The following is a 9,075-nucleotide window of genomic DNA, read 5'->3' as shown; positions in this document are numbered from 1 at the left end:
TCAGCCCGGACCAGTGGCGCAGCGCCTATGTCCGCGATGGCGCCGAGGAGCTGGCCTGCGGCCTGTCCGTCAAGAATACCATCCCGAACGTGTCCGGCGCCCTGTTCCGGCGCGAGGCGCTGGCGCAGGTGCTGCGCAAGCACATGAAGGACATCCGCGCCTTCCGCGTGGCCGGCGATTGGTGCGCCTATGCCCACCTCGCCCTGATGGGCAAGGTCGCCTTCGATCCCCGCGCCCTCAACTATCACCGGCGCCATACCTCCAGCGTGACCATCTCGCGCTTCACGCAGGCCGAGTGGGACGAGATCGCGCGGATGCAGGCCCGGGTGCGCAAGCTCACCGAGGTGCCGCTGGAGATGCAGGAAATCGCCGCGAATTATCTCGGCCTCCTCGCCCGGAGGTTGGAGGCCGATGCCGAACCGGAAGACGCCGCAGCAGACGGCGAACCCTAGAGATACTGCCCGCCGGATGCGGCCGAGCCGGCAGCATTGCCCGGCAGGAAGGACGCGCCGGCGCTGTTGGTGTTGATCACCGCATTGCCGGACAACACATAGCGCGAGCCGGTCGCTGCGCCGGTATAGGTGTTGCCGTTGACGCTGATACACCCGCCCAGCAGGCCGAAGGCAAAGGCGGTGGTGAAAGCCGGCGTTCCCGTCAGCGTCACGGATGTGTTCTGGATGCGGATATTGCCGTTCAGCGCCGCGCTGTAATGCACCAGCGCGCCGCCGGTGATCTGGTAGGACGCGCCGGCCACCCCCTGCACGATACCGTTCATCTCGGCCCGCATGTGCAGCCCGGCGCACGCGCCAAAGCGCAGGTTCGCGAACTGGATGACACCGTTGAAGGCCGCCATCAGGCAATTCACGCCCGCCGCGCTCGTCTCCAGTGTCATGTCCCGCACGGTCAGCGCCGCACCGTACATCGCCCGGATACAGGCGACCGAGGCGGCTGAGATGATCACATTGCCGGGGCTGGCCGCATTGCCGCGCAGGATGACATCTCCCGTGCCGGTGCGGGGCCCGGCGGCGGTCGCCCCGGCAGTATAGGTGCCGTCTGCCAGCTGGATCGTCACATCATGCGTTCCGAGGTCCAGCCCGCTGAAGACCACATCAAACGCCTTCTGCACCGTCGCGAAGGCGCCGGCAGCGGTGTTGGCGAGGCCGGTGTTCGCATCGCTCCCGTCGGGGCGCACATAATAGGTCCGCGCCGCGCCGAGGCGTTCGCGGATTCCGTCCACGCCGTGCGGAAAGCTCACCTGGCCGGTCTCCGGCGCCACCACGATGCCGTCGCGCCAGACGCTGCCATCCTCCGACACCCGGAAGCGCAGCGTGTCATCGCCGGTCAGGCCGATCTCCGCCCGGCCCGACCAGCCCGACTGCAGCAGCAGCGACAGCACATTGCCCGCCGATTCCTTGTTCAGCGTATAGCGCAGGTCGCCGGTGCCGCCGTCTGCTGCCGGCAGGGCTGTCCAGAGGGCCGTGTTCAGCCGCGCGGCGAAGGGGTTTGCCGCGTCCGCACTGGTGCCGATGCCCAGCCGGCTGAGATTCTGCAGTGCTTCCGGCAGGGGCGCCGCGGCGGCCCAGTCGCTGCCCGTCCAGACGGCAAACCCGCCTTCGTCCAGCACGAAGGCTGCCCAGCCGGGCTGCGGCGCCAGGAATCGCCAGCCGCCATCCTGCCGGGCCGCAATCTGGCCGTCCCGGCCCGCCCAGTCGCCGGAAGCCCCGGCAGCGATGATCCAGACGCCCCCATCTTCCGGCTCCTCCGGCGGCGCGTCCGCGCTGCGGCTTTCGACCGCCAGCTGCACCAGCGCATCCAGCCGTGTCAGGGCCTCATTCAGGGTGACATGTTTCTGCGCCTGGTTGGCCAGAAGGTAAGGCAGGTGAAGGCGCGGGCTCGTATCGGCGAAAGGTGTGTCTGTCATGCGCCGCAGAATAACCCCGCCTGCAACCGGGTCGGATACGATTGTCCGGACCTGTTGCAGATGCAGGGAATTCCACAGGGAGAGGCAGCGATGTACCCGGCAGAAACCGGCGGGGCTCAGAACGGCGTCTGGAAGTCCCGGAAGCTCTGCGCGCCCGCATCCTTGGGCGAGAGCTTCGCCGAAGCCGGATCGATCCCCCAGTCGATGGCAAGGTCCGGATCATTCCAGACCACCGCCCCGTCGCACTCCTTGGAGTAATAGGCATCGACCTTGTAGGCGACCTCGGTGTCCGGCGCGAGCGTCGCAAATCCGTGCAGGAAGCCGCGCGGCACGAAGATCTGCACGCCGTTCTCTGCCGTCAGTTCCGCCTTCACCCACTGGCCGTAGGTCGGCGAGCCTTTGCGCACATCCACGGCCACATCAATGATTGCCCCGCGCAGCACACGCACCAGCTTTGCCTGCGCAAAAGGCGGCGCCTGATAGTGAAGACCGCGCACGGTGCCGGCATGGACCGACAGGGAATGATTGTCCTGATTGAAGGCCGCATCAATGCCCGCTGCGCTGAAACGCTCCGCATTCCAGGTCTCACTGAAGAACCCGCGATCATCAGTGAACCGGGCCGGTGTCACCAATTTGACATCCGGAATCGCGAGCGCTTCCACTTTCAAGGACATTCCTGCCTCCATTGCTGCAATGCTTTGGCCTACATGCCTTTTTCCGCGTCACCAAGAATTTGTTGTGCACTGCGGCCGAAATCTTCCTTGTGTCTCAGAGCGGGCATTGGCATAGAGACACCGGGGGCTGATCGAACTTTGTTGCGAGCGTAGGCCGGGTGAAAGTTTCATCAGCAATTCAGAACGGGAAATCCGTGGCGCGAAGCCTTTTGCTTCCGCGCCCATTGCGCGAGGCCCCTGCGATCTCGGCGGACACGCCTCTGATCATCGCCGGAATGTTCCGCACCGGGAACGGTTTGGGCCGTGCCGCACGGGCGTGTTATGAGGCCCTGAAAGCGGAAGGGTTCCATCCCCTCGCCGTTGATCTCAGCACGATGTTCAATCAGGCGGATCTGGAACCCTGCCTGCCGCTGGGGACGCTGAACCAGAAAGAAAGCGGTACGCTGATCATCTTCGCCAATCCGCCGGAGATGGAACGCGCGCTTGCAGGGCTTGGCCTTCGCCGCTGGCACAGATGGCGCATCATCGGTGCCTGGGCGTGGGAGTTGACGTCGCCGCCGCGCCACTGGGCGCGCCAGACGCGCTATGTCTCCGAAGTCTGGGCGCCGAGCCAGTTCGTCGCGGACTCGTTTTCCGGCGAGTTTGACTGCCCGATCCGCGTCGTGCCGCATTTCATTCCGGTCACAGGCCGCCCATCTGACCGCACGGACGGCGAAGAGCCCCTCCTTGTGCTGACGCTGGCAGATGCGCGCTCGTCGCTGGAGCGCAAGAACCCGGCCGCCGCGCTACGCATGTTCCGCGCGGCCTTCCCGGCCTCCCGCTCGGCGTCCCAGAAGGCGGAGTTCGTTTTCAAATGCCGCAACCTGCACCTGTTCCCGGCTTATGCGCGGGAGCTTCAGGACGCCGCCGAGGGCGATGAACGCATCTCGATCCTCGACCAGACCCTGCCGGAGCCGGACCAGTCCGCCCTGCTCGACGGCGCTGACATCATCCTCTCTCCCCACCGGTCGGAAGGCTTCGGCGTCCACCTCGCCGAGGCCATGGCCCGGGGCAAGAGCGTCATCGCCACCGGCTGGTCGGGCAATCTGGAATTCATGTCAGCAGAGGCGTCCATCCTGCTGCCCTACCGGCTTGGCCCGGTGAAGGATCCGACCGGCGTTTACGCGCCGCAGGACCCGGTGGTCTGGGCCGAAGCCGACTTTGACGCCGGTGTCGAGGCGCTGCGGAGCCTGGCGGACGATCCGGCCCGCCGCGCCCGCATCTCTGAAAGCGCGCAGGCTGCCATCCGCCGCCGCCTCGGCTCCCGCGTCTATCGCAATGCGATCTTCTCGGACGAAGCCCCGCACGCAGCCGAAATCGTCGCTGCCTGACCCGGTCCCGGGGCCGAAAATCCAGCCCAGGGATGCGATAGGGCGCACCTGCGCTTGCGCCGCTGCGCCCCGCATGTTAACCGCGCATAATCATATAAAGGATCGTTGATATGAGCACTCTCGAGGCAACTGAGACCTACCTGGTCAAGGACATCTCCCTCGCCGAATTCGGCCGCAAGGAAATCGCCATCGCAGAGACCGAGATGCCCGGCCTGATGGCCGCGCGCGAGGAATTCGGCCCGTCCCAGCCGCTGAAAGGCGCGCGCATCGCCGGCTCGCTGCACATGACGATCCAGACCGCCGTGCTGATCCAGACGCTCGAAGCGCTCGGCGCCGAGGTCCAGTGGGTCTCCTGCAACATCTACTCGACGCAGGACCATGCCGCCGCCGCGATTGCCGCCAATGGCACCCCCGTCTGGGCCTATAAGGGCGAGACGCTGGAAGAATACTGGGACTTCACCGACCGCCTGTTCCACTGGAAAGGCGGCCAGGGCGCGAACCTCATCCTCGATGATGGCGGCGACGCGACGCTCTACCTGATCCTCGGCGAGAAGGCCGAGGCCGACCCCTCTGTCCTCAAGGACCCGAAATCGGAAGAAGAGAAAATCCTCTTCGCCCAGATCCGCAAGCGGATCGCCGCCAGCCCCGGCTGGTTCGCCAGGACCAAGGCCGCCATCAAGGGCGTCTCGGAAGAGACGACCACAGGCGTCAACCGCCTCTACCAGCTGGAAAAGCGCGGCGAGCTGCCCTTCCCGGCGATCAACGTCAACGACTCTGTCACCAAGTCGAAATTCGACAACAAGTATGGCTGCAAGGAGTCCCTCGTGGACGCCATCCGCCGCGGCACGGACGTGATGATGGCCGGCAAGCGCGCCTTCGTGGCGGGCTATGGCGATGTCGGCAAGGGCTCGGCCGCCTCGCTGTCCGGCTCGGGCGCGCGCGTGGCAGTTTCCGAAGTCGACCCGATCTGCGCGCTGCAGGCGGCGATGGACGGCTATGAAGTCACCACGATGGACGACGCCGCCCCGCAATTCGACATCTTCGTCACCGCGACCGGCAACAAGGACATCATCACCGTCGACCATATGCGGGCGATGAAAGACATGGCGATCGTCTGCAATATCGGCCACTTCGACAATGAGATTCAGGTCGACGGCCTAAAGAACTTCCAGTGGACGAACATCAAGCCGCAGGTGGACATGATCACCTTCCCGGATGGCAAGCGCATCATCCTGCTCTCCGAAGGCCGCCTCGTGAACCTCGGCAACGCCACCGGCCACCCCTCCTTCGTGATGTCGGCCTCCTTCACCAATCAGACGCTCGCCCAGATCGAGCTCTGGACGAAGGGCGACCAGTACGAAAACAAGGTCTACACCCTGCCGAAACACCTCGACGAGAAAGTCGCCCGCCTGCACCTCGCCAAGCTCGGCGTGAAGCTGACGGAGCTTTCCGGCGATCAGGCGGACTATATCGGCGTGACGCCGGCCGGCCCGTTCAAGCCGGACCATTACCGCTACTGATCGCTCACAAGCCGGGGACAGGCGGGCGTGCCGCAGCCATTCATCCTCACCCTGAGCTGCCCGGACCGCGTCGGCATCGTCGCGGGCCTAGCCCGGGTGATGGCGCAGCATGACTGTTTCATCGCGGCCTCGCGCACCTTCGGGGATCCGGAGACGGGGCGCTTCTTTGCGCGCCTCGTCTTCACCCCACCCGGCAACGGGCATGAGATGACCGCGCTGATCGGTGACCTCGGCCAGCTCGCCTCCGACCTCGACGCGGACTGGCAGATGCGGCCAACGGATGAAAAGATCCGTACCCTGCTGATGGTGTCGAAGTCCGACCACTGCGCCAACACGCTGCTCTATGCAGCCCGGCGCGGCGAGCTGCCGATCGAGGTGACGGGCATCGTGTCCAACCATGACACGCTGAAAGCGTCCTTTGCGCACTGGAACCTGCCCTGGTTCCATGTGCCGGTGACCGCTGCCACAAAGGCCGGCGCAGAAGAAACGCTCCATGGCATCATCCGCGAGACCGGCTCGGAGCTGATCGTCCTTGCCCGGTATATGCAGGTGCTGAGCGCCCAGGCGTGCGAGCGCCTTGAGGGCCGGGTCATCAACATACACCACTCATTCCTGCCGGGCTTCAAGGGCGCGCGGCCCTATCACCAGGCCCATGCGCGCGGCGTGAAGGTGATCGGCGCGACGGCCCATTACGTCACGCCCGATCTCGACGAAGGCCCGATCATCGCGCAGGCGACCGAGACCATCGACCATACCTTCACACCCGAAGACATGGTCGAGACTGGCCGCCACCTGGAAGGCCTCGCCCTCCTGCGCGCGGTGAAAGCCCATGCAGAACACCGAATTTTCCTGAACTCCGGACGCACCGTCGTCTTCGCCCGCTAACCCGTCTCCATTCCGAAAGGACCTTCCGTATGCCGCTCAGATCCCATGAATTCACCAGCGAAAGCGTCGCGGAAGGCCATCCCGACAAGGTGTCCGACCAGATTTCGGACGCGATTGTCGATCTGTTCCTCACGAAGGACCCGACCTCCAAGGTCGCTGTCGAAACTCTGTGCACGACCAACCGCGTCGTCCTCGCCGGCGAGGTGCGCACCAATAATGGCGCCGTCGTCACGCCGGACGAAATGAACACCGCCGCCCGCGCGGTCGTGAAGAAGATCGGCTATGAGCAGGACGGCTTCCATTGGGAGCACATGGTCGTGGAAAACCACGTCCACGGACAATCCTCGGAAATCGCGCAGGGCGTCGAGGAAGGCCAGGGCCTGTTCAAGGAAGAAGGTGCCGGCGACCAGGGCATCATGTTCGGCTACGCAACCAACGAGACGCCGGAGCTGATGCCCGCCACGCTCGTCTATTCCCACCAGATCCTCGAAGAGCTGGCGAAGCTGCGCCATTCGGGCGCCAATCCGGAGCTTGAGCCCGACGCGAAAAGCCAGGTGACGCTGCAATACCAGGGCTCGAAGCCGGTTGGCGTCAACGCCGTTGTCGTCTCCCACCAGCACAAGGCCGGCGTCAGCCAGGCCGACCTGCGCGAAATCATTCGCCCGGTCGTCCAGAGGGTGCTGCCCGAGGGCTGGTTCCCGCCGGAAGACAAATTCTACATCAACCCCACCGGCAGCTTCATCATCGGCGGGCCGGATGGCGATTGCGGGCTGACGGGCCGCAAGATCATCGTGGACACCTATGGCGGCGCGGCCCCGCATGGCGGCGGCGCCTTCTCCGGAAAAGATCCGTCCAAGGTCGATCGCTCGGCTGCCTATGCGACGCGCTATCTCGCCAAGAACATCGTCGCCGCCGGTCTTGCCGCGCGCTGCACGATCCAGGTCAGCTATGCCATCGGCGTCGCCCAGCCCCTGTCGATCTATGTTGACACCCACGGCACCGGCGAAGCGGACGAAGCGAAGATCGCCAAGGCCGTGCGCGAGCTGTTCGACCTCTCGCCCAAAGGCATCCGCACACACCTGAAGCTCAACCGCCCGATCTATTCCCCCACCGCCGCCTACGGTCATTTCGGCCGCATTCCGGGCGAAGGCGGCACCTTCACCTGGGAAAAGACCGACCTCGTCGACGACCTGAAACGGCTGGTGAACTGAGGCCCTCTGAAGCCCCCTCTCCCTTGGGAGAGGGGGTTGGGGGGGCGCCCGGAACTGGAAATCGCAACGCGATTTCCCGGGCGACGAAAAAAAGACTCTGCCCCCTCTTCCCTGCGAGAGGCGACTGGAGGTTTGGAGGCTGCAACAATTCAACGGCGCACAACCTTCGAGGCGCCGCCCCTCTCATGTCATCCCGGCGAAAGCGGGGACCCATAATATCCGCGCACGGATGGTTTAAGCTGGGTCCCGGCTTTCGCCGGGATGCCAAGACCGATGACGACAGCCCCACAGATCAGCCGTTAAATCCCAGCACCGTGTCCACAATCCGGTCCTGATCGTCCTCGCTGAGGTAGGGGTGCATCGGCAGGGCCAGCACATGGCAGCTCGCTTCCTCCGTCACCGGAAGGGTACCGGCGGGCGGGGCGAAGCGGGCGGCGAAGTCCTGCCTGTGGATCGGCACGGGGTAATAGACCATGCTGGGGATGCCGTTCGCCGTCAGGTGCGCCTGCAGCCCGTCGCGGGCTTCATGCTCGATCACATACTGTGCCCAGACGCTCTGGCCGCCGGCGATCACCACGGGGACCCTCCGCACATGGCCTTCAAGGCCCGCCGAGTAGCGCCGCGCGACGCGCTCGCGCAGCTCGATCTCATCGGCAAAGATTTTCAGCTTCTCCAGCAGCACCGCCGCCTGGATCGTATCAAGGCGAGAATTCATCCCCACACGGAGGGAGAGGTATTTGGGATCATGGTGGAAATTGCGGGTTGCCGCATCGCTCGGCGTCACCTTACCATAGACGCGCAGCGACTCGATCAGCTCGGCCAGTGCGGAATCGTTGGTGACGATCGCCCCGCCATCGCCATAGCAGCCGAGCGGTTTCGCCGGAAAGAAGCTCGTCGTCGCAATGTCGGCCCAGTCGGTGGGATGCCGCCCGTCCAGCGTGCAGCCATAGCCCTGCGCGGTATCAGCAATCAGCTTCATGCCTTCCCGGTCGCAGATCGCGCGGATCGCGGGATAGTCCGCCGGCTGACCGAACAGGTCGACCGCGATGACCACCTTGGGCTTCAGCTTGCCTTCCGCCTTCACGCGCGCAATCGCGGCTTCCAGGCTCGCCGGATCCATATTGTAGGTGTCCGGAAGGATATCCACAAAGACCGGCACCGCGCCGAGCCAGGGCACGACCTGCGCGGTCGCCACAAAGGTAAAGCTCGGGCAGAAGACCGCCTCGCCCGGCTTCAGCTGCCAGGCCATCAGGGCGAGGGCGAGCGCGTCGGTGCCGTTCGCGCAAGACACCGCATGTTTCGCACCGCACCAGGCCGCCAGCTGCTTCTCCAGCTCCGTCACTTCCGGCCCAAGGATATAGCGCCCGCTCTCGATCACGCGCTGGATGGCGGTGTTGATCTCGGTCTCGATACGGCGGCGCTGGGCCTGAAGGTCGATGAACTGCATGGGCGTGGGGGTCCTTGGGCGGAAACTTTACTGCCGCGCTCTCTGGC

7 protein-coding genes and 1 pseudogene are annotated in these 9,075 nt (G+C 65.1%); 5 read left to right on the top strand and 3 right to left on the bottom strand.

Annotated elements, in window-relative coordinates; translation table 11 throughout:
• Positions 1 to 452, top strand: a pseudogene (locus ACK4SV_RS02200) (hypothetical protein); the annotation flags it as partial.
• Here ACK4SV_RS02200 and ACK4SV_RS02195 read toward each other — a convergent pair.
• Both ACK4SV_RS02195 and rfbC read right to left on the bottom strand, forming a co-directional pair.
• Entirely contained in the window at positions 449 to 1,921 is a 1,473-nt protein-coding gene (locus ACK4SV_RS02195; protein WP_409916152.1) for a DUF2793 domain-containing protein, read from the bottom strand. The pseudogene ACK4SV_RS02200 and the gene ACK4SV_RS02195 overlap by 4 nt on opposite strands.
• Positions 1,922 to 2,037: 116 nt before the next feature.
• Positions 2,038 to 2,595 (bottom strand): dTDP-4-dehydrorhamnose 3,5-epimerase, encoded by a 558-nt coding sequence (gene rfbC, locus ACK4SV_RS02190; protein ID WP_409916151.1) that lies wholly within the window; start codon positions 2,593 to 2,595, stop codon positions 2,038 to 2,040.
• 275 nt (positions 2,596 to 2,870) lie between these two features.
• Here rfbC and ACK4SV_RS02185 point away from each other — a divergent pair, with 275 nt between their 5' ends.
• The 4 genes from ACK4SV_RS02185 to metK all read left to right on the top strand — a co-directional run bounded on the left by ACK4SV_RS02185 (position 2,871) and on the right by metK (position 7,581).
• Positions 2,871 to 3,965: a glycosyltransferase gene (locus ACK4SV_RS02185; protein WP_409916150.1), complete on the top strand. Its 1,095-nt coding sequence runs from the start codon at positions 2,871 to 2,873 to the stop codon at positions 3,963 to 3,965.
• Between the two features lie 110 nt (positions 3,966 to 4,075).
• The gene (gene ahcY / locus ACK4SV_RS02180; RefSeq protein ID WP_409916149.1) at positions 4,076 to 5,485 is read left to right on the top strand and encodes an adenosylhomocysteinase; all 1,410 of its coding nucleotides are present in this window, start codon (positions 4,076 to 4,078) and stop codon (positions 5,483 to 5,485) included.
• Between the two features lie 27 nt (positions 5,486 to 5,512).
• Complete coding sequence (purU, locus tag ACK4SV_RS02175; RefSeq protein WP_409916148.1) at positions 5,513 to 6,370, top strand: formyltetrahydrofolate deformylase; 858 nt, start codon at positions 5,513 to 5,515, stop codon at positions 6,368 to 6,370.
• Positions 6,371 to 6,399: 29 nt separating this feature from the next.
• Positions 6,400 to 7,581 (top strand): methionine adenosyltransferase, encoded by a 1,182-nt coding sequence (metK, locus tag ACK4SV_RS02170; RefSeq protein ID WP_409916147.1) that lies wholly within the window; start codon positions 6,400 to 6,402, stop codon positions 7,579 to 7,581.
• 292 nt (positions 7,582 to 7,873) lie between these two features.
• Here metK and ACK4SV_RS02165 read toward each other — a convergent pair whose 3' ends face one another.
• Entirely contained in the window at positions 7,874 to 9,028 is a 1,155-nt protein-coding gene (locus ACK4SV_RS02165; protein WP_409916146.1) for a DegT/DnrJ/EryC1/StrS family aminotransferase, read from the bottom strand.
• Between the last annotated feature and the right edge of the window lie 47 nt (positions 9,029 to 9,075).

This window comes from Hyphomonas sp. (assembly GCF_046313735.1).
Classification (GTDB): Bacteria; Pseudomonadota; Alphaproteobacteria; order Caulobacterales; family Hyphomonadaceae; genus Hyphomonas.
Note: the sequence above shows the minus strand (reverse complement) of the source record. Positions and strands in the feature narration are given on the sequence as shown.